The organism is Variovorax sp. OAS795 (genome assembly GCF_040546685.1).
Classification (GTDB): domain Bacteria; phylum Pseudomonadota; class Gammaproteobacteria; order Burkholderiales; family Burkholderiaceae_C; genus Variovorax.
In genome coordinates this window covers 3,306,817-3,325,712 of sequence record NZ_JBEPOH010000001.1, presented here as the reverse complement: position 1 = coordinate 3,325,712, position 18,896 = coordinate 3,306,817, and the positions used below count along the sequence as shown (strand labels likewise).

The following is an 18,896-nucleotide window of genomic DNA, read 5'->3' as shown; positions in this document are numbered from 1 at the left end:
CCCAAGCCGCATTGCTGGCCATGCACTACCAGAACGACGTGCTGCACCCCGACGGCAAGGTGCGCGTGGGCGTGGCCGCAGACGATCCGGCGCGCCCGCGCCTCATCGCCTCGGCCGCGCGGCTGGTTGCGGCGGCGCGTGCCCACGGAGTGCCCGTGATCTCGGTGCGCATCGCGTTCGCGCCCGACTATTCGGACTGCCTGCGCAACTGCATGCTGTTCCGGCGCGTGGCAGAGACGGGCGCCGTCGTCGAAGGGCAATGGGGTGCGGAGTTCTACGCCCAGCTGGCCCCGCTGCCTGGCGAAACCGTGATCACCCACAAGCGCAACAACCCCTTCTGGGGCAGCGGTCTCGAAGAGGCTGTGCGGCTTACCGGTGCCACGCGGCTGTACCTGGCGGGCATCGCCACCAACCACGTGGTCGAACACGGCGCGCGGCATGCCAGCGACCTGGGCTATGACGTCACCGTGGTGGCCGACGCCTGCAGCACCGCCCAGCCGCACCTGCATGCGGCCAGCCTGGAAACGCTGGCCATGCTGGCGGACGTGGTGCAGGTCGATGCCGCCATCGCGCAAATGAAGGGAACGCAATGACACTGGAAAGCAAGGTTGCCATCGTCACCGGCGCCGCGGCCATGCTCGGCAGCGCCATCGTCCGTGCCATGGTGCATGCCGGTGCGCAGGTGGTGGCGGTCGACATCGACACCGCGCGCGGCCAGGCGCTGCAAGCCGAGCTTGGCCCGCGCTGCCGCTTCGTGCCGTGCGACATCGCCTCCGACGCGGCGCTCGACGGGCTCGTGCCCGGCGTGCTCGCCACGGAAGGCCGGATCGATTTCCTCGTCAACAACGCCGTGGTCTATGGCGACAGCGGGCTCGCGGCCACACGCGGCGAATGGCTGCGGGCGCTCGACGTCAACCTGGTTTCCGGCGCACTGCTGGTGCAGAAGGCGGCCGACGCACTCGCCTTGCAGCGCGGCGCCGTCGTGAACATGGGCAGCGTGGGCGGCAAGTTCGGCACCGCGAACCGCGCGCTGTACCCCGCGGCGAAGGCCGCCATCCTGCAGCTCACGCGCAACCAGGCCGCGACGCTCGCGGCGCGCGGCGTGCGGGTCAACTCGGTGTCTCCGGGCTGGACCTGGTCGGACGCGCTGTCGCGCATGGCCGGCGGCGACCGCGCACATGCCGACCGCGTCGCGGCGCCGATGCATCCACTGGGCCGGGCGGGCGACGCGAGCGACGTCGCGCAGGTGGTGCTCTTTCTTTGCTCGGACGCCGCACGCTTCGTCACCGGCGCCGACATCCCGGTCGATGGCGGCTTCTCGATGCTCGGCCCCGACCAGGGGAGGGCGGCCGGCGATTGGTTCGCTTCCTGACCCGCCCGGGGGAGCGCGCCCGCCTCAGCCTCGCAGGCTCATCACCCCGAGCAGCACCACCAGCGCGATGCCCAGCACCAAGGTGGCGCATTTCCAGAACACCACGGGGTTCTTCTCGACCAGCGGCGTGCCGCGACGGCTGAGGAAGTCGGGGTGCGGCTGCCGCAGGTCCTGCACGAATTCCGACAGGGCCTCATGGCGCTTTTGCGGGTTGGGGTGCAGCGCCTTGCGCAGTACTTCGTCGATCCATGCCGGAATGGCGCGTTGCGCATCGAGCGCGGAGCGGTACTGCAGGTTGCGCTGGTCGGCCCGCGTGCGGATGCGCGCGGCCTCGGCGCCGTACGGCAGCCGCCCGGTCAGCATCTGGTAGACGATGACGGCCAGCGAGAACAGGTCGGACCGCGCGGAGCCGCCGTCGCCCAGGAAGTATTCGGGCGCGGTGTACTGCACCGTGCCCAGTATGGCGTCGGGCTCGGCGCGCGCGCCTTCGCCGAGGCCCGCCACCCAGGCCGATCCGAAGTCGATGATGCGCACGGTGCCGGTGCGGTCGATCATCACGTTCTCGGGCCGCAGGTCCTGGTGCAGCATCTCCATGCGGTGGAATGCCTGCAGGCCCTTGGCCAGCTGCTCCACGATGCGGCGCACCGACTCCAGGCTGGGCCGCGGGTTGTCGACCATCCACTGTGCCAGCGTCTGGCCGTCGACGAATTCCATCGCCACGTAGAGGTAGTTGCGCTTGCGGTCCGGCACATGCGGCTTGAGCACGTGTGCGCTGGCGATGCGCCTCGCGACCCATTCCTCCAGCAGGAAGCGGTCCAGGTGGGCCTCGTCGTTCTGCAGGTCGATGGAAGGCGTCTTGAGCACCACGCGCTGGCCGGTCTCGTCGTCCACCGCCAAGTAGATGTGGCTGCGGTGGCTGCGGTGCAGGTCGCGCACGATCGTATAGCCGTCGAAACGCATGCGCGCCTCGAGCACGGGCGGCAGCTGCAGTGCCGCGCGCTGGGCCTGCAATTCGTTGAACTCGCCGTCGGGCAGTGCGTCGATGCGCACGACCTGCACCGTCAGGTTGTCCGGGCTGCCGCGCCGGAACGCTTCCTCGGCGATGCGCCTTGCCGCGGCATCGAGGTCGTGCGGATGGTCCGCGAGCGCAGCCCCGATGGCGGCGGCGTCCACGTGCTCATGGACGCCGTCCGAGGTCAGCAAGAAGACATCGCCTTTCTCGATCGCCACCGCCTGGTAGTCGATCTCCACATGCGGGCCGACGCCCAGCGCACGGCTCAGGTAGCTGTGGCCGTCGGCCACCAGCACGCGGTGGTCTTCGGTCAGCGGCTCCAGCGCATCCGCATGCCATCGGATGACGCGCGTGTCGCCCACGTGGAAGACATGTGCCGTGGTCGACTTGAGGACCAGCGCGCTGAAGGTGCAGACGTAGCCGCGGTCCTTGTCGAACCGGCCGCGGCCGCCCTGCGTCTGTGCATGCAGCCAGGCGTTGGTGGCGGTGAGCACGCGCTGCGCCGAGCGGCTCACGCTCCATGCGTCCGAGGTGCAGTAGTAGTCGGTCAGGAAGCTCCTGACCGCCGACTCGCTGGCCACGTGGCTCACATCGCTGCTGCTGATGCCGTCCGCAATGGCGATGGCCACGCCCTTCGCATGGCGCGCCGCTGCCTCGGGCAGCGCGGCGCCGTGGAAGTCCTGGTTGGCGTCCTTGCGACCCTTGTCGGAGTGCTGTCCGATCGAGATCGCGAGACCGGAATGCATCGGGGCGGCGAGTGCGGCCGGGTGGCTCAGCGGGCGACGCGCTTGGGCGCCGTCCGCACGTGGGTCGCGTAGAGCGTCAGGCCGGTGAACGACAGGCCGCCGACGAGGTTGCCCAGCACCGTGGGGATCTCGTTCCAGATGATGTAGTCCATGATCGAAAAATTGCCGCCCATGAGCAGGGCCGACGGAAACAGGAACATGTTGACCACCGAGTGTTCGAACACCATGAAGAAGAACACCATGATCGGCATCCACATGGCCAGCACCTTGCCCGTGACCGAGGTCGAGATCATCGCACCCACCACGCCGGTCGACACCATCCAGTTGCACAGCATGCCGCGCACGAAGAGCGTCAGCATGCCGGCCGCACCGTGGTTGGAATAGCCCAGCGTGCGCGCCTCGCCGATGGTGGCGATCACCTGGCCCACCTTGTCCGGCGGGCTCGTGAAGCCGAAGGTGAAGACGATCGCCATCAGCACCGCGACGAGGAAGGCGCCGAGGAAGTTGCCGACGAAGACCAGGCCCCAGTTGCGCAGCACGCCGCCCATGGTGACGCCGGGCCGCTTGTCGATGAGCGCGAGCGGCGTCAGCACGAACACGCCGGTCAGGAGGTCGAAGCCGAGCAGGTACAGCATGCAGAAGCCGACCGGGAACAGGATCGCGCCGATGATCGAATAGCCGGTCTGCACGTTGATGGTTACCGCGAATACGGCCGCGAGCGCAAGGATGGCGCCCGCCATGAAGGCGCGGATCAGCGTGTCCCGCGTGGACATGAAGATCTTGGACTCACCGGCGTCCACCATCTTGGTGACGAATTCGGAAGGCAGGAGATAGGCCATGGCGTTGCTTTGGTTTGGATTGGAGAAGCGGAGATGGAAGAACAACAGGCGAGGGGAGGCCGCCCCCTCAGGCGGCCTTCTCCAGCGCGGGATGCGCGGGGGAGCTTGCGGCGGCCAGGCCCTGCAGCACGTCGCCCACCACGATGACCGACGGGCTGCCGAGGCCGTTGGCGGAAATGGTGTGCTGCAGCGTCGCGAGCGTGCCGACCGCGTGCCGCTGCGAAGGCAGGCTGGCGTGCTGCACCACGGCGACGGGCGTCTCTGCCGGCAGCCCGCCCAGCAGTTCGTCCTGGATCGACCCGGCGCTGGACACGCCCATGTAGATCACCAGCGTGAGCCTTGCCGAATGGGCGGTGGCGGCCAGCGTGCGCCAGTCGGGCCCGGGCGCGCCGGGCTTGGCATGTCCGGTGATGAACACCACGCCCTGCGCATGCGCGCGGTGCGTGAGCGGCACACCGAGCGACGTCAGCCCGGCCAGCCCGGCCGTGATGCCGTTCACCACCTCGACGTGGATGCCGGCTTCCGCCAGGTGCTCGACCTCTTCGCCGCCGCGGCCGAAGATGAAGGGGTCGCCGCCCTTGAGGCGCACCACGTGCTCGCCTTCGCGAACGGCCATGATCATCAGCCGTTCGATGAAGCTCTGCGGCGTGCTCTTGCAGCCGCCGCGCTTGCCGACGTGGATCACGCGCGCGCCGGGCGACGCCATGGCGACGATGTCGTCGCCGACGAGGTCGTCGACGAGCAGCACCGTGGCCGACTGGATGGCCTTGAGCGCCTTCAGCGTGAGCAATTCAGGATCGCCGGGGCCAGCGCCCACGAGCGTGCAGCGGCCCGGCATCGGCTGCGCGCCGGCGCTGCGGTCGTTCGCGGCGGACGGGGAGGTGAGGGTGAGGAGGCTCATGGTTTGTTGCTCGGCGTGTCAGGCGGCGCTGTCTTCGGCTTGAAGGCAGGCGCGGCTTGCGGGGCCTGCGACGGGGCGCTCCAGGTCCACCGCGTGCGTGGCGAGCTCGCTTGCATCCAGGTGCACCACGCCCTCGGCCACTTTCACCGCAAACCTCGGCGTGCATCCTTCGTCGGGCGACTTGGCGCAGCCGTCGTCCAGGCCGATGGCCCAGTTGTGCAGCGGGCACGCCACGCTGGTGCCGAACACGATGCCCTGGCTCAAAGGGCCGCCCTTGTGCGGGCAGCGATCGAGCAGCGCGAACACCTGGTTCTCGGCATTGCGGAACACCGCCACGTCCACCCCCACCGGGCGCGCCACGCGGCGGGCGCCCAGCACCGGGATGTCTTCCACGCGGCAGATGACTTTCCATTCGTTGTTGTCGTTCATGGCTGTTGCTCCTTCGATCACGCTGCCTGGGTTGCTTCGTCCACGACAGCCACGGGCGTGAACTGCCGCACATCCACCGATGCCTGGCTCGAGGCGAACCACGGATCGGGCTCCCCGTCCAGCGCGAACTGCAGCCGCTCCCACAGTTGCTTGCGGCCTTCCGTGTCTTCGAGGATCTTCTTCTTCACGTAGTCCAGCCCGACCCGCCCGATGTAGTGCACCGTGCGCTCCAGGTACCAGCCTTCCTCGCGGTACAGCTGCAGGAACGCGCCCGAGTACTCCATCACTTCCTGGGCCGTCTTCACCTTCACCAGGAACTGCGCCACCTCCGTCTTGATGCCGCCGTTGCCCCCCACATACAGCTCCCAGCCCGAATCCACCCCGATCACGCCCACGTCCTTGATTCCCGCCTCGGCGCAGTTGCGCGGGCAGCCCGATACCGCCAGCTTGACCTTGTGCGGCGAATACATCGCCCACAGCGCCCGCTCCAGGTCCTTGCCCATCTGGGTGGAGTCCTGGGTGCCGAAGCGGCACCACTCGCTGCCCACGCAGGTCTTCACCGTGCGCAGGCTCTTGGCATACGCAAAGCCCGAGGGCATGCCGATGTCCTTCCACACGCCCTCCAGGTCTTCCTTCTTCACCCCCAGCAGGTCGATGCGCTGGCCGCCCGTGACCTTCACCGTCGGGATCTGGTACTTGTCGGCCGCATCCGCGATGCGCCGCAGCTCGTCGGGCGTGGTGTGGCCGCCCCACATGCGCGGGATCACCGAGTAGGTGCCGTCCTTCTGGATGTTGGCGTGGCTGCGCTCGTTGATGAAGCGGCTCTGCGGATCGTCCCGGGCCTCCTTGGGCCAGGTGCTGATCAGGTAGTAGTTGACCGCCGGGCGGCAGGTCGCGCAGCCGTCGGGCGTGCGCCAGCCCAGGTTGCGGTAGACCTCGTCATGGGTGAGGTAGTGTTCCTTCCGGATGGCCTCGCGCACCTCCTGGTGGTTCGCGTCGGTGCAGCCGCACACGGCCTTCTTCTTGGGCGTGGCCGAGTAGTCGCCGCCGGCGGTGAACATCAGGATCTGCTCCACGAGACCCGTGCAGGAGCCGCAGCTGGCGCTGGCCTTGGTGTGCTTCTTGACCTCGTCCAGCGTGAACAGGCCCTTTTCCTTGATCGCCTTGCAGATGGTGCCCTTGGTCACGCCGTTGCAGCCGCACACCTCGGCCTCGTCGGGCATGCTGGCGGCCTTGCTGTGGCCCTCGTGGCCGGTGTCGCCGATGTTGGATTCGCCGAACATCAGCTTGTCGCGGATGTCGTGCACGCTGCGCCCGTCGCGCAGGAGCTTGAAGTACCAGCTGCCGTCCACCGTGTCGCCGTACAGGCACGCGCCCACCAGCTTGTCGTCCTTGATCACGAGTTTCTTGTAGACCCCGCCGAAGGGGTCGCTCATGACGATCTCCTCGGTGCCTTCGCCGCCCATGAACTCGCCGGCCGAGAAGAGGTCGATGCCGGTGACCTTGAGCTTGGTGGAGGTGAGCGAGCCCAGGTAGCGCCCGATGCCGAACTGGGCCAGGTGGTTGGCCGCGACCTTGGCCTGCTCGAAGAGAGGGGCCACCAGCCCGTAGGCGATGCCGCGGTGGGCCGCGCATTCGCCCACCGAGTAGATGCGCGCATCGGTCACGGTCTGCAGGGTGTCGGTGACCACGATGCCGCGGTGGCAGTGCAGGCGCATCTTCTCGGCCAGCTCGGTGTTGGGCCGGATGCCCACGGCCATGACGACCAGGTCGGCGGCCACTTCGGTGCCGTCCTTGAAGCGGATGGCGGACACGCGGCCCTGGTCGTTGCCCACCAGCTCCTGGGTCTGGGCGCCGATAAGGAACTTCAGGCCGCGGTCTTCGAGCGACTTCTGCAGCAGCTTGCCGGCCACGTCGTCGAGCTGGCGTTCCATGAGCCAGGGCATGACGTGCACCACGGTGACGTTCATGCCGCGCAGCATCAGGCCGTTGGCCGCCTCCAGACCCAGGAGACCCCCGCCGATGACGACCGCGTTCTTGTGGGTGCGCGCGGTCTCGATCATGTAGTCGGTGTCGGCGATGTCGCGGTAGGCGATGACGCCCTTCAGGTCCTTGCCGGGCACGGGGAGCATGAAGGGGTTGGAGCCGGTGCACATGAGGAGGCGGTCGTAGGCGGCCTCGGTGACGCCGCCCTGGGCATCCACGGCGCGCACGATGCGCTTGACGCGGTCGACCTCGACCACCTTCTTGCCGGCGTGCAGGGTGATGTGGTTCTCGGCGTACCACTCCCAGCTGTTGAGCACGATCTCGTCCACGGTCTGCTCGCCGGCGAGCACGGGCGACAGGAGGATGCGGTTGTAGTTGGGGTGCGGCTCGGCACCGAAGACGGTGATGTCGTACATGTCCGGGGCGAGCTTCAACAGCTCCTCCAGCGTGCGCACGCCGGCCATGCCGTTGCCGACCATCACGAGCTTGAGTTTGTGCATGGGGTGGGGCCTTTCGGGGAATCAGCGGGTTCGAATCAAAAAATGCAGCGGCAGGACGCAGCCCTTGCGGGGCCGCATCGACGGAGGGGTTCGGGTTTGGGGATGCTCGCGGAGCGCGGGCGGGGTGCTGGGCGCTTCTTTACGCTCCGGGAATCCGCAGACCGCGGAAACCTCACCAAAACAGTGCTTCGTTACACCGTGTGCCATCAGTCACGCAAGGAGCGTGCCTGGGGGCAAAGCCGGGGGCAGGGCGCCGCTACAACCCGATCAGGTGCAAGACCACCTGCCGTCGATGCGGCCGCTTGCGGTGTTCCCACAGATAGATGCCCTGCCAGGTGCCCAGCACCATGCGGCCATCGATCACCGGAATGGAAAGCTGGACCGCGGTGAGCGCTGCACGCACATGGGCCGGCATGTCATCGGGGCCTTCGTCGCGATGCCTGAAGAGCGGATCGCCGTCGGGCACCAGCCGGGCAAAGAAGCGCTCGAGATCCGCCTGCACCTCGGGATCGGCGTTTTCCTGCACCAGCAAGCTGGCCGAGGTGTGGCGGATGAAGAGCGTCAGCAATCCGTTTCGCCGGCCGGTGCCTTGCACCCATCGCTCGACGGCCGCGGTGATGTCCAGCAGGCCACGGCCAGCGGTATCGAAGTCGAGAGTGGTGGTGGCCTGGCTCAGCATCACACAAGGTCCTTGGCCCTGGACCTGCCGTCTGCATCGTCACACAAGTCATTTAACATAATGCACATTGTGTTATCCATCGAGTGTGGGAGCAAAGTTGTAATGTCGCATTCCAGCAAAGTTCAAATGTCGCAAAGTTGGCCGCCCCGAGCTCGAAGGCATGGCCATGGCGACATCTGCAGCGACGATCACGATGACGATGCGCGAAGCCGATCGGCTCAAGACGATTCAGGCGGTGGTCGACCGGATGCTGCGGGTCGGCCAGGCCGCGCAGCGCCTCGGCATGAGCCGAAGGCAGGTCGAGCGGCTGGTGGGTCGATATCTGGACGACGGGCCCTCCGGTCTGGTCTCACGCAAGCGCGGGCGACCCAGCAACAACCAGCTGGCTCCTGGCATTGCCGAGCGTGCCATCATGCTCATCCGCGAGCGCTATGCCGACTTCGGCCCGACGCTGGCCACCGAGAAGCTGCAGGAATGCCACGGGATTGCGCTCAGCAAGGAAACGGTTCGGGCGCTGATGGTCGCTACAGGCTTGTGGACGCCGCGCAGGCAGCGCGCCCCCAAGATCCACCAGCCGCGCAACCGTCGATCCTGCCGAGGCGAACTGATCCAGATCGACGGCAGCGACCATGCCTGGTTCGAGGATCGTGCGCCGGCGTGCACACTGCTGGTGTTCATCGACGACGCCACCAGCCAGCTGATGCAGCTGCACTTCGTGCCGACCGAGTCGGCCTTCGCGTACTTCGAAGCCACGCGAGGCTATATCGAGCAGCATGGCAAGCCCGTAGCGTTCTACAGCGACAAGGCGAGCATCTTCCGCTCAGTGCGCGACTCGACCGATTTCGGCCGCGGCACGACGCAGTTCGGACGCGTTCTCTTCGAGCTGAACATCGACATCATGTGTGCCAACACGAGCCAGGCCAAGGGCCGTGTAGAGCGTGCCAACCTCACATTGCAGGACCGCCTGGTGAAGGAACTGCGCCTGCGTGGGATCAACACGCGCGAAGCGGCCAATGCGTTCGCACCGCACTTCATTGCCGACTTCAACGCGCGTTTCGCCAAGGCGCCGCTGCGCGAGTTCGATGCCCACCGTCCTGTGCGCGATGATGAAGATCTGGATCTGCTGTTCACTTGGCGGCTGCAGCGCAAGGTGTCGCTGTCGCTCACGCTGCAGCACGACCGGGTGATCTACCTGCTCAAGGACACGCCAGCCAACCGCAAGCTGATCCATCGCTACATCGATGTCTTCGAGTACCCGGATGGCCGGATTGAGCTGCGAGCCGACGGTGCAAACCTGGTCTACGAGCGCTATGACCGATTGCCACAGGTCGACACCGCCGCCATCGTCGAGAACAAGCGCCTGAGCCACGCACTGCAGGCTGCGCTGGTGATCCAGGCGCAGCGTGACGACAGAAGAAAATCCAGTACGCCCTCGCGCACGAATCAGGGGCAGGCGCCCTACTCCACCAAGGCTTTGCCAGGGACCAAACGGTCCAGGCAGTTCACGTCACAGGACCTCGACGAAGCGGTCAGAGCGGTCTGCCGGGCACCCAAGAAAACAACCGTGTTGGCCTCCGGCTGAAAGGCCTGCGCAGGCTCAAAGGCAAGGCAGTCACGGCGTTCACCGGGTCCATCCAAAAAGCAGAAATGCGACATTTCTATTTGGCTGGCAGTGCGACATCTGAACTTGGCCTTGACAATCGAGGGTGTGCAGGAGTTCAGCGACACCCGCTTCGCGGTTCGACTTGGCGTGGTGCCTCGGGTTTCACCACTTGCCGTCCTTGGGCACCGGCTTCGGACCCGCCTTTGCGTCGGTCGAGGCGGCAATCAGCTGCGCAGCCTCGGGCCGGTTTGCCTTGGTGGCAAAGTCCACCGCCGTCATGCCGAGCTGGTTCTTCATGGCGGTGTCGGCGCCCTCGGCCAGCAGCAGCTTCACGGCCTCGGTCGAGCCGTACATGGCTGCCATCATGAGCGGCGTGGTGCCGTTGGGCGATTGGGCGTCGATGAACGCAAACTTGTCGAGCAGCACTTTCATGATGCTCAATTGGCCGCTGCTGGCGGCGTAATGCAGCGGCGTCCAGCCGGTCTTGTTCACCGCCGCGTCGCGCTTGAGCAACTGCGTGACCACGTCCTGCTGGCCCTTGATGGCCGCCAGCATCAGTGGCGTTTCGTCCTTCGCGTTGGCGATGTCGACGTCGGTCTGCGGCGATTCGATCAGTACCTGGGCCACCTTGGGCGACGGTTCGCGCAAGGCGATGATCAGGCCGGTCTGGCCGTGCTCGTCGCGCGTGTTGGGGTCGAAGCCACGATTCAGCAGCGTGCGTACGCCGCTGGCGTTGTCGGCGCGCACAGCCCTGAAAAAGTCTTCGAACGAGCCTGCGTGCGCGGAAAAAGTCGCTGCTGCGGCAATGAGATATAAGAACTTCTTCATGTAATTGTTCATGTTGTCTTGACGCCCTTGAACAGGGTTTCGAAATTGTCGCTCGTGGCCTTGGCGATGGTTTCGAGCGGCAGCTTGCGCAGTTCGGCGATCTGCTTCGCCACGAAGGGCACGTAGGACGGGTTGTTGGTCTTGCCGCGGTACGGCACCGGCGCGAGATACGGGCTGTCGGTTTCGATGAGCATCCGGTCGAGCGGCACGAAGGCCGCCACGTCGCGCAGGTCTTGCGCTTTCTTGAAGGTCAGGATGCCCGAGAACGAGATGTAGAAGCCCAGGTCGAGTGCCGCGCGCGCAACCTCGGCGGTTTCGGTGAAGCAATGGAACACGCCGCCCGCGGCTCGGCCGGTGCCGTCTTCGCCCTCCTCCCTGAGGATGGCCAGCGTGTCGGCCGAGGCTTCGCGCGTGTGGATGATGAGCGGCAGGCGGGTCTGCTGCGCCGCGCGGATGTGCACGCGGAAGCGGTCGCGCTGCCATTCCATGTCGGCAATGCTGCGGCCGCCCTTGCGCTCTTCCATCTGGTAGTAGTCGAGGCCCGTTTCGCCGATGGCCACCACCCGGGGCAAGGCGGCGCGGCGAACCAGATCGTCCAGCGTGGGCTCGGCGATGTCCTCGTTGTCGGGATGCACGCCCACGCTGGCCCAGAAGTTGTCGTAGCGGGCGGCCAGCGCCTGAACGTCGTCGAACTCCTCGAGCTTGGTGCAGATGCACAGCGCCCGGTCGACCTGCGCTTCGGCCATGGCGGCGCGGATTTGCGGCATCTGGTCCGCGAATTCGGGAAAAGTGAGATGGCAGTGGGAATCGGTGAACATGGCGCTGATTGTCCGGCTTGTTCTGCCAGGGACACCGAAGACGCAGCTTGCAGGTCCGGGTGTCGCCTCCGGTCGGAGGTGTTGGCGCGTCGGCACGAAGCCGCGGGCGCGGCTTTGGCTAGATCGTCTGCGTCGGCCGGTCGGACGCCATGGAGCCGCCGAGCGCCGCCTCGATGCGGGCCTTGAGCTGGCGCGATTTTTCGTCCGACGGGAACCGGATGCCCACGCCCGGTGCCCTGTTGCCGGCAGCGCGCTGCGGCGTGATCCAGGCCACCTTGCCGGCCACCGGATAGCGTTGCGGGTCTTCGGGCAGCGTGAGCAGCACATAGACGTCATCGCCAAGCCGGTATTCGCGCGAGGTCGGAATGAAGATGCCGCCCTCCGCAAAAAGCGGAATGTAGGCGGCATAGAGCGCGCCCTTTTCCTTGATGGCAAGCTGGATCACGCTCGGCCTTTGAGGCGCGGCGGCGGCGGCAGGGGCGGCGGGTTGGTTCATGGTCGGCGAGGAGCAGAGTTTAGGGTGGTTCGCGCCTCGCTCACAAGCGCTTCCAGCATCAGGCCCGCATTGAAGGGGTGTTCGGCCGTGCGGGCCGCGTTGGCAAGCGACTTCGACCAGCGCGCCAGCGCGAGGTGCGAAGGCACGGCGGCCGGCAGGTCGGCCGGCGCAAAAAAGCGCGGCTCGGCGCCGCTGCCAACCGCCATCAGGTCGTGGCACAGCTTCTGCAGCGCCCCAATGGCCTGCGAGGGCGCCTGGTCCGCCAGCGCCGCGACGTCGCCGCGCGAAATGGCCTTGGGCAGCAGCGACCAGGCCTTGGGCGACTGGCCCGAGCGTGCCTGCCGCAGCGCATCGCTGGGCCGCCCTCCGGCGGCACGCAGCAGGGCCGGCGCATCGGCAGCCGGTACGTCGTGCGCCACCAGCCAGGCTTCGGCCTGGGCCGTGGCCGGCCACGGCAGCGTGAACCCCAGGCAGCGGCTGCGAATGGTCGGCAGCAGCTGCCACGCGGCTTCGCTGGCCAGCACGAAGCGCACGTCGCCGACCGGCTCCTCCAGTGTCTTGAGCAGCGCATTGGCGGTGATGGTGTTCATGCGCTCGGCCGGATACACCAGCACCACCTTGCCGCGGCCGCGCGCGCTGGTGCGCTGGGCAAAGCCGACGGCATCGCGCATGGCCTCGACGCGGATCTCGCGGCTGGCCTTGCGCTTCTTGTCATCGATGTCGGACTGCGCCTTTTCGTCCAGCGGCCAGCCGAGTTCCTGCATGGCCACCTCGGGCATCAGCACGCAGAGATCGGCATGGGTGCGGACCTCGATGGCATGGCAGCTCGGGCACTGGCCGCACGCGGTGCCGCCCTCTTCTGCCTTCGGCTGTTCGCACAGCCAGGCGGCGGCCAGCGCCAGCGCGAGTTCGTATTGGCCCAGTCCCGAAGGGCCCTGCAGAAGCCACGCGTGGCCGCGCTGGCGCAGCAGTTCCGCCAGCGGACTCGCCAGCCAGGGCGACAGCGCGGGCATGCTCACCGGGCTGCTCCGCTCACGGGTGCGAAGGCACCGCGCGCAACCAGCGCGGTCTCGACCTGCTGCCAGACCTGGTCGCGCGCCTGGCTGGCATCGATGCGCACGAAGCGCTGCGCATCGGCCGCCGCGCGGGCCGCGTAGCCCGCCGCGACACGCCGGAAGAATTCGACGGGCTGCGACTCGAACTTGTCGGGCAGGCGGGCGCCGGCCAGCCGCTGGGCCGCAATCTCGGGTGCGAGGTCGAACCACAAGGTGATGTGAGGCTGGAGCATCTGCTGTCGCGCCGCGCCGGATGGGCCCGCCCTGCCCTGCACCCAGCGTTCCAGCGTCGACAGCACCTCGGCATCGAAGCCGCGGCCCGCGCCCTGGTAGGCAAAGGTGGCATCGGTGAATCGGTCGGACAGCACCACGTCGCCGCGCGCCAACGCCGGCTCGATCACCTGCGCGACGTGGTCGCGGCGCGCCGCGAACACCAGCAGCGATTCGGTCAGCGGGTCCATCGGCTGCTCAAGAATGAGGCCGCGCAGCGTCTCGGCGAGCGGCGTGCCGCCGGGCTCGCGCGTGCGCACCACCGTGCGGCCCTGCGCCCTGAAAAGCGCTTCCATTGCATCGAGATGGCTGGACTTGCCCGCCCCGTCGATGCCTTCGAGCGTGAGAAACAGGCCTTCGCTCATTGCGCAACCTTGGGTTTGGGATCGCCGCTGTTGGCGCTTCCGCCGCCGCGCTGGTAGCGGTTGACCGCGCGGTTGTGCTCGTCGAGCGAACTGCTGAACTGGCTCGTGCCGTCGCCGCGCGAGACGAAGTACAGCGACTTGCTTTGCGCCGGCTGCACCGCCGCCAGCAATGCCGCCTTGCCCGGCATGGCGATGGGCGTGGGCGGCAGGCCGCCGCGGGTGTAGGTGTTCCAGGGCGTGTCGGTCTGCAGGTCTTTCTTGCGCAGGTTGCCGTCGAAGGCGGTGCCCAGTCCGTAGATCACGGTCGGGTCGGTCTGCAGCGGCATGCCGGTGCGCAGCCTGTTGACGAAGACGGCGGCAATCTCGGCGCGGTCCTTGGCCTTGCCTGTCTCCTTTTCGACAATGCTGGCCAGGACAAGCGCCTCATCGGCCGATTTGATCGGCAGGTCGGCCGCCCGGGCCGCCCATGCGGCCTCCAGCTTCTTGTCCATGGCCCGCATGGCGCGCTGCAGCAGCGCGATGTCGGTGGAGCCCTTCGAATAGGTGTAGGTGTCCGGGAAGAAGCGGCCTTCCGGGTGAACGCCGGGCCGGCCCAGCTTGGCCATCAGGGCGTCGTCGGGCATGCCGACGGTCTCGGGCTTGAGCTGCTCGGCCTTGGCGAGCGCGGCACGCACCTGACGGAAGTTCCAGCCCTCGACCAGCACCAGGCTGCGCGTGGCTTCCTCGCCCCGCACCAGCACGTTGAGCAGCGTCTTGGGCGTGATGCCACGCTCCAGCTCGTAGCTGCCGGCGCGAATCTGCCGGTCCTGGCCCGAAATGCGGAACCATAGATACAGCAGCTGCGGCTGCACGTCGGCGCCGGCGTCGGCCACGGCCTGCGCAATGCCGCGCGGCGTGGTGCCGGGCTCGACGGAAAGATCGAGGCTGGGCGCGGGCAGCTTGAGCGGCTGGTGCACCCACCAGAGTCCGGCGGCACCGAGGCCGAGCGCGCCCAGGGCGGCCAGCAGGAAAAGCGTGAGGAAGAAGCGGCGCACGGATCCGAAGAATGAGGGAAAAAAGAAAACGAACCGAGGGCTGAAAGTCGGAGGCCCTGCGGGAACCGGGGCGGGATTCCCTGCAGACCGGCCGGAACGGCTGCGACCATGATAATTCAGCGATGACTACTGTCGTTCTCAATGGTGTTACCGCTCTTTCCCACCTTGGCGTGATCCGCGCCGACGGACCGGATGCCGCGAGCTTCCTGCACGGGCAGCTCACCCAGGATTTCGCGCTGCTCGGCGCCACGGAGGCCCGCCTGGCGGCGCTTTGCACGGCCAAGGGCCGGGTCATCGCGAGCTTCGTCGGCATCAGGCCGCAGCCCGAAACGATCCTTCTCGTCTGCAGCCGAGACATCCTGGCCGCCACGCTCAAGAGGCTGTCGATGTACGTGCTGCGTGCCAAGGCCAAGCTCTCGGACGCCACCGAGCAGTTCGCGCTGTACGGGCTGGCCGGCACCGCACTGGCCGCCAACGGCCTCGATGCCGCGGCTTTGCCGGGGCAGCGCACCGCCATCGGCAACGACATCAGCGCGGTCTCGCTCTACCCGGCGGACGGCGTGCCACGCGCCATGTGGATTGCGCCCGCCGGCAGCCCGGTGCCCGCAGGTCCGTCGCTCGATGCGCAGCTGTGGCAGTGGAGCGAGGTGCGCAGCGGCATCGTGACCGTGACCACGCCGGTGATCGAGGCCTTCGTGCCGCAGATGATCAACTACGAGTCGGTCGGCGGCGTGAACTTCAAGAAGGGCTGCTACCCGGGCCAGGAGATCGTCGCGCGCAGCCAGTTTCGCGGCACGCTGAAGCGCCGCACCTATCTTGTGCAGGCCGACGCGCCCGTGAGCGCGGGCCAGGAGGTCTTTGCCGCCGCCGACGCCGGGCAACCCGTGGGCACGGTGGCGCAGGCGGCGCCGGCGCCGGACGGCGGCTGGGCCGCGCTGATCTCGATCCAGATCTCGGCGCTTGAATCCGGGGGGCTGCATGCCGGCAGCGCCGACGGTGCCACACTCACGGTGGAGCCGTTGCCGTACCCGCTGCTCGAAGACATCTAGCCTGTTTTTATCCCTGCGTCCCGCGACGCCCGAACGCATGGCGCTGCCCCGAAAGAGGCAGCGTCATTTTTTTGCGCGCGTTTAACCCTGCCGCCAGTGCTGCGCCGTAGAAGCCGTACCGATCCACTCCTGGCAAGGAAGAACCACCATGAAGCGCAGACTCCTCCTCTCGACCGCCCTCGCCTGGGCCGCCCTCTCCGCATGCGCCGAAAGCCCGGCGCGGCCGCAGTTTCCGCCCTCGCCCGCTTCGGGCTACGAGCGCATCGGCTCGCTGATGCAGGTCAGCGTGGTCGACCGCAGCACCGGCCGCGAACTGCCGATCTATCGCCACCGCGGCGAATATTGGGTCGCGGGCCGGCCCGGCTCGCGCTATGCCATCCGCGCGCGCAATGCGGCCGGCGAACGCGTCATGGCCGTGATGTCGGTGGACGGGGTCAACATCGTCACCGGCGAAACCGCGGGCGTGCTGCAGAACGGCTATGTGTTTTCGGGCGGCGAGCGCAGCGACATCACGGGTTGGCGCAAGAGCGACTCGCAGATCGCAGCGTTCGAGTTCACGTCGATCGCCAATTCGTACGCGAGCCGCACCGGCCGGCCCGACGACGTGGGCGTGATCGGCGTCGCCATGTTCCGCGAGCGTGCAGCAGTGCCGCCTCCGCCGCCCGTCGTGTTGCCGCAGCGGGACGGCAACGCCAGTTCCAGCCGCGAAATGGAGCGCCGCAAGGAAGCATCTTCGTCCGTCGCGGAGGCGGCACCGGCCGGACCCGCGGCACAGGCCCGCTCGGCCGATAGCGCCTCGGGCGCGAAAGCCGCCCCATCGCTGTCGGGAAGCCTGGCCCGGCCATCGCCACCTGCGCCGAGCCTGGGCACTGCCCATGGGCGCCGCGAGACCTCGCATGTGGGCCACACCACCTTCGAGCGCGCGCAGTCCACACCCGACGAGGTGGTTCGCATCCGCTACGACAGCCGCGAGAACCTGGTTGCCGCGGGCGTGATCCCCGTGCCGCCGCCTCCGGCGCGCTGGCCGCGCCCCGAAGGCCCGTCGGCTTTTCCGGGTTCCGAAATGGGCTACGTGCCCGACCCGCCGGCGCGCTACTGATCCAGCGCGCGGCGCATCTCGATGTGCGGGATGCCGGCCTCATCGAAAGGCTCGCCGTGCACCTTGTAGCCGAGCCGTGCATAGAAACGCTCCGCGCTGCGCTGCGCATGCAGGCCGATCTCACGGTCGCCTCGCGCCTTGGCCGCGGCCTCGAGCGCCTGCATGATCGCGGCGCCGTGCCCCCCGCTGCGCAGCGCCCGGTGCACGGCCATGCGGCCGAGCATGGCCGTGCCGTCCACTGCGTTCAGCAGCCGGCCGGTCGCAATCGCCTGGCCGAGCCGGTTGCAGGCGACGGCATGCAGCACCACCTCATCGTGCGCGTCCCATTCCAGCTCCTTGGGAATGTTCTGCTCCTCGATGAAGACCGCGCGGCGCAGCGCGCTCGCACCTTCGCCCAGGGTTTTCCAGTCGCCGGTTTCCACGGTGCGCATCGGCTCGCCGGCCTCGAAGCCGGTGAGAATCTCGCGCAGCAAAGGCGGCACCGGCTTCGAGGTCTGCGTGGCGGGGTCGGCAAAAACGTAGACGAGCTCGCAGCCCACCAGGTACTGGTCCTGCCGGAACAGCGCGCCCTCGAACACCATCGACGAGTTGCCGATGCGCGCGCACTTCATGGCCACGTCGATCACGTCGTCCATGCGCGCGGAAGCGCGAAAGTCTACGGTTGCCTTGCGCACGTACAGGTCGCCGCCCAGCGCATGCATGGCCTCTTCATAAGGCAGCGCGAGCGCGCGCCAGTAGTCGGCAATCGCGGTGTCGAAGTACATCAGGTAGTGCGCGTTGAACACGATCTTCTGCATGTCGACTTCGGCCCAGCGCACGCGCAGGCGGTGGAAGAAGCGGAAGTCTTTTCTACGGGGAATGGTCTCTTCGGTCATGGTTTCAGTGCTTGCTTGATGGCTCGCGCCGCATCGTCCTGCGCCTGCAGCGCCTCGGGAATGGCGCGGCCCATTTTCAGGAACTCGTGGATCACGCCGCGATAGATTTCAAGATCGACGGCAACGCCGGCGGCGCGCAGCTTGTCGGCGTAGGCAATGCCTTCGTCCACCACCGCATCGCATTCGGCCAGGCCGACCCAGGCCGGCGCCACGCCGTCGACATCGTCGGCCAGGAGCGGCGCGAAGCGCCAGTCGTCCCGGTCGGCCGGCGTGCGCACGTACTGGCCGAAGAAGTAGTCGATCATCGCCTTCGTGAGCAGCGGACCGTCGGCATGGCGTTGGTGCGAGGCGGTGTCCTGGTGCGCGGCGGTGCCGGGGTAGATCAGCAGCTGCAGCGCGAGCGGCAGGCCTGCATCGCGCGCAAGAATGGCGCATACCGCGGCCAGCGTGCCACCGGCGCTGTCGCCGCCCACGGCAAGGCGGCCCGGGTCCAGTCCAAGGCGCGCGCCTTCCTTCGCAATGAAGGAAAACGCATCCCATGCGTCGTCCGATGCGGTCGGAAACTTGTGTGCGGGCGCCAGCCGGTAATCGACCGAGACCACCGCACAGCCGCTCTTGTGGCTCAGCACGCGGCACAGCGTGTCGTGCGTGCGGATGTTGCCCACCGTGAAGCCGCCGCCATGAAAGTACACCAGCACCGGCAGCTTTGCAGACGACGGCGCATAGAGCCGTGCCGGCAACCCGAAGCCGTCGCGCGCGGCAATGACGAAGTCTTCGATGCGCGCGAGTTCGGGCTTGGGCACCTCGAGCACGCCGGCGCCTTTTTCGTACGACGCCTTGGCCTCCTCGGGCGTGAGCTGGTCCAGGCTCGGGTGGCCGGCGCGCGCCATGCGTTCGACCACGCTGGCCATCTTGCCGGTGAGCGGTGGCTGCCATGTGC

19 protein-coding genes are annotated in these 18,896 nt (G+C 67.6%); 5 read left to right on the top strand and 14 right to left on the bottom strand.

What is annotated here, in order from left to right:
- The first annotated feature begins 20 nt into the window (after positions 1-20).
- Positions 21-593 (top strand): cysteine hydrolase family protein, encoded by a 573-nt coding sequence (locus ABID97_RS16050; protein WP_354401783.1) that lies wholly within the window; start codon positions 21-23, stop codon positions 591-593.
- Positions 590-1,372, top strand: coding sequence for an SDR family oxidoreductase (locus ABID97_RS16045; RefSeq protein ID WP_354399434.1), 783 nt, complete (start codon positions 590-592; stop codon positions 1,370-1,372). The genes ABID97_RS16050 and ABID97_RS16045 overlap by 4 nt, the downstream gene beginning before the upstream one ends.
- Positions 1,373-1,396: 24 nt before the next feature.
- On the opposite strand, the gene ABID97_RS16040 is transcribed toward ABID97_RS16045, so the two are convergent.
- The 6 genes from ABID97_RS16040 to ABID97_RS16015 form a co-directional block, all read right to left on the bottom strand.
- The gene (locus tag ABID97_RS16040) at positions 1,397-3,130 is read right to left on the bottom strand and encodes a bifunctional protein-serine/threonine kinase/phosphatase (RefSeq protein WP_354399433.1); all 1,734 of its coding nucleotides are present in this window, start codon (positions 3,128-3,130) and stop codon (positions 1,397-1,399) included.
- 26 nt (positions 3,131-3,156) lie between these two features.
- The gene (locus tag ABID97_RS16035; protein WP_354399432.1) at positions 3,157-3,969 is read right to left on the bottom strand and encodes a formate/nitrite transporter family protein; all 813 of its coding nucleotides are present in this window, start codon (positions 3,967-3,969) and stop codon (positions 3,157-3,159) included.
- 67 nt (positions 3,970-4,036) lie between these two features.
- Positions 4,037-4,807, bottom strand: a complete 771-nt coding sequence (gene cobA / locus ABID97_RS16030; RefSeq protein ID WP_354401781.1) for a uroporphyrinogen-III C-methyltransferase — start codon at positions 4,805-4,807, stop codon at positions 4,037-4,039.
- An 81-nt stretch (positions 4,808-4,888) separates the two neighbouring features.
- Complete coding sequence (gene nirD / locus ABID97_RS16025) at positions 4,889-5,299, bottom strand: nitrite reductase small subunit NirD (RefSeq protein WP_354399431.1); 411 nt, start codon at positions 5,297-5,299, stop codon at positions 4,889-4,891.
- A gap of 17 nt (positions 5,300-5,316) precedes the next feature.
- Positions 5,317-7,785, bottom strand: a complete 2,469-nt coding sequence (gene nirB, locus ABID97_RS16020; protein WP_354399430.1) for a nitrite reductase large subunit NirB — start codon at positions 7,783-7,785, stop codon at positions 5,317-5,319.
- A gap of 256 nt (positions 7,786-8,041) precedes the next feature.
- Positions 8,042-8,461, bottom strand: coding sequence for a secondary thiamine-phosphate synthase enzyme YjbQ (locus ABID97_RS16015; protein ID WP_503012819.1), 420 nt, complete (start codon positions 8,459-8,461; stop codon positions 8,042-8,044).
- A gap of 196 nt (positions 8,462-8,657) precedes the next feature.
- Here ABID97_RS16015 and ABID97_RS16010 point away from each other — a divergent pair, with 196 nt between their 5' ends.
- A complete protein-coding gene (locus ABID97_RS16010; RefSeq protein WP_503012818.1) occupies positions 8,658-10,046 on the top strand; it encodes an ISNCY family transposase in 1,389 nt (462 codons plus the stop codon).
- Positions 10,047-10,229: 183 nt separating this feature from the next.
- On the opposite strand, the gene ABID97_RS16005 is transcribed toward ABID97_RS16010, so the two are convergent.
- The 6 genes from ABID97_RS16005 to mltG all read right to left on the bottom strand — a co-directional run bounded on the left by ABID97_RS16005 (position 10,230) and on the right by mltG (position 14,933).
- A complete protein-coding gene (locus ABID97_RS16005; protein ID WP_354399428.1) occupies positions 10,230-10,907 on the bottom strand; it encodes an ankyrin repeat domain-containing protein in 678 nt (225 codons plus the stop codon).
- Positions 10,904-11,713 (bottom strand): TatD family hydrolase, encoded by an 810-nt coding sequence (locus ABID97_RS16000; protein WP_354399427.1) that lies wholly within the window; start codon positions 11,711-11,713, stop codon positions 10,904-10,906. Before ABID97_RS16000 ends, ABID97_RS16005 begins: the two co-directional genes overlap by 4 nt.
- A 118-nt stretch (positions 11,714-11,831) precedes the next feature.
- Positions 11,832-12,209, bottom strand: a complete 378-nt coding sequence (locus ABID97_RS15995; RefSeq protein ID WP_354399426.1) for a PilZ domain-containing protein — start codon at positions 12,207-12,209, stop codon at positions 11,832-11,834.
- Complete coding sequence (locus ABID97_RS15990; protein ID WP_354399425.1) at positions 12,206-13,228, bottom strand: DNA polymerase III delta subunit-related protein; 1,023 nt, start codon at positions 13,226-13,228, stop codon at positions 12,206-12,208. The genes ABID97_RS15995 and ABID97_RS15990 overlap by 4 nt, the downstream gene beginning before the upstream one ends.
- A complete protein-coding gene (gene tmk / locus ABID97_RS15985) occupies positions 13,225-13,899 on the bottom strand; it encodes a dTMP kinase (RefSeq protein WP_354399424.1) in 675 nt (224 codons plus the stop codon). Before tmk ends, ABID97_RS15990 begins: the two co-directional genes overlap by 4 nt.
- Positions 13,896-14,933 carry an endolytic transglycosylase MltG gene (gene mltG / locus ABID97_RS15980; protein ID WP_354399423.1) on the bottom strand — a complete coding sequence of 346 codons (1,038 nt, stop codon included), beginning with the start codon at positions 14,931-14,933 and terminating at the stop codon, positions 13,896-13,898. The genes tmk and mltG overlap by 4 nt, the downstream gene beginning before the upstream one ends.
- 122 nt (positions 14,934-15,055) lie before the next feature.
- Here mltG and ygfZ point away from each other — a divergent pair, with 122 nt between their 5' ends.
- Positions 15,056-15,982 carry a CAF17-like 4Fe-4S cluster assembly/insertion protein YgfZ gene (gene ygfZ / locus ABID97_RS15975; protein WP_354399422.1) on the top strand — a complete coding sequence of 309 codons (927 nt, stop codon included), beginning with the start codon at positions 15,056-15,058 and terminating at the stop codon, positions 15,980-15,982.
- A gap of 148 nt (positions 15,983-16,130) precedes the next feature.
- Positions 16,131-17,081 carry a YajG family lipoprotein gene (locus ABID97_RS15970; RefSeq protein ID WP_354399421.1) on the top strand — a complete coding sequence of 317 codons (951 nt, stop codon included), beginning with the start codon at positions 16,131-16,133 and terminating at the stop codon, positions 17,079-17,081.
- Here the strand turns inward: ABID97_RS15970 and ABID97_RS15965 are convergent.
- Both ABID97_RS15965 and ABID97_RS15960 read right to left on the bottom strand, forming a co-directional pair.
- A complete protein-coding gene (locus tag ABID97_RS15965; RefSeq protein WP_354399420.1) occupies positions 17,075-17,956 on the bottom strand; it encodes a YbgC/FadM family acyl-CoA thioesterase in 882 nt (293 codons plus the stop codon). The two genes, ABID97_RS15970 and ABID97_RS15965, sit on opposite strands and share 7 nt — an antisense overlap.
- Positions 17,953-18,867, bottom strand: coding sequence for an alpha/beta hydrolase (locus ABID97_RS15960; RefSeq protein ID WP_354401779.1), 915 nt, complete (start codon positions 18,865-18,867; stop codon positions 17,953-17,955). Before ABID97_RS15960 ends, ABID97_RS15965 begins: the two co-directional genes overlap by 4 nt.
- Positions 18,868-18,896: the final 29 nt, after the last annotated feature.